The organism is Dolichospermum circinale AWQC131C, from assembly GCF_000426905.1.
Taxonomy (GTDB): domain Bacteria; phylum Cyanobacteriota; class Cyanobacteriia; order Cyanobacteriales; family Nostocaceae; genus Dolichospermum; species Dolichospermum circinale.
This window is the reverse complement of sequence record NZ_KE384612.1, coordinates 302-1,142: the sequence shown is the minus strand read 5'-3', so window position 1 is coordinate 1,142 and position 841 is coordinate 302. Positions and strand designations below refer to the sequence as shown.

Genomic DNA, 841 nt, shown 5'->3' with positions numbered 1-841 from the left:
AGGTAAATTGAGCCGCAGAATTAGCTGTAAAAGCAGCAGTAGTTAACTTAGCTGAAATCCCGGTTGTATCAAGTGTTGCCACAGATCCGACATTATTGAAAACGCTGCGGGCAGTGGCAACAACGAACAAATCATTCGAGGGATTAGCATTGAACCCGTTAATAACATCAAAGTCACTCACAAGAGAATCAGTTAAAACGCGGTAGTCAAAACGGTCTATTCCTAAATTTCCAGTTAGGGTATCTTTTCCCACTCCTCCAGTCAGGAAATCATTACCAGCACCACCAAATAAGATATCATTACCTGCACCACCGTTAAGAGTGTCATTACCTGCGCCACCATTGAGAGTATCATTACCAGCGTTACCTGTGAGGGTGTTATTAGCGCCGTTACCGATAAGGACGTTATTGCCGGCATTACCAGTACCGCTAATTGCTGCCGCTCCGGTCAGGGTGAGGTTTTCTACATTCGCTGCTAGGGTGGTAGTAGCCGCAGTTACGAGAGTATCGGTAATGGTTGTAGTTACAGTTGCTGTACCCAATTGGGCATTGGTAGGAGAAGACAGGGTAAGATTAAAGGTTTCCTGTGGTTCGTTAAGGGAGTCATTGAGAATAGGAATAATGATGTCTTGACTAGTAAAACCAGGAGCAAAGGTTAGAGTTCCGCTAGTGCTAGTATAGTCCGACCCTGCTGTAGCGGTATTGTTAACAGTGGCATATTGAACAGTAATTGTTTCAGTGCTATCACTAGACAAAGTAACAGTATAAGTGACATTTTGGGGATTGGTGATGCCTTCGACTACCGTTTGGTTAGCGCTCAGGTCAATAATGGGTAAATCAAT

1 protein-coding gene is annotated in these 841 nt (G+C 44.1%); it reads right to left on the bottom strand.

Going from position 1 to position 841, the window contains the following annotated elements; all coding sequences use genetic code 11:
• On the bottom strand, positions 1 to 841 hold an 841-nt coding region (locus tag ACIR131C_RS25095; protein ID WP_278047003.1), incomplete at both ends, for a calcium-binding protein.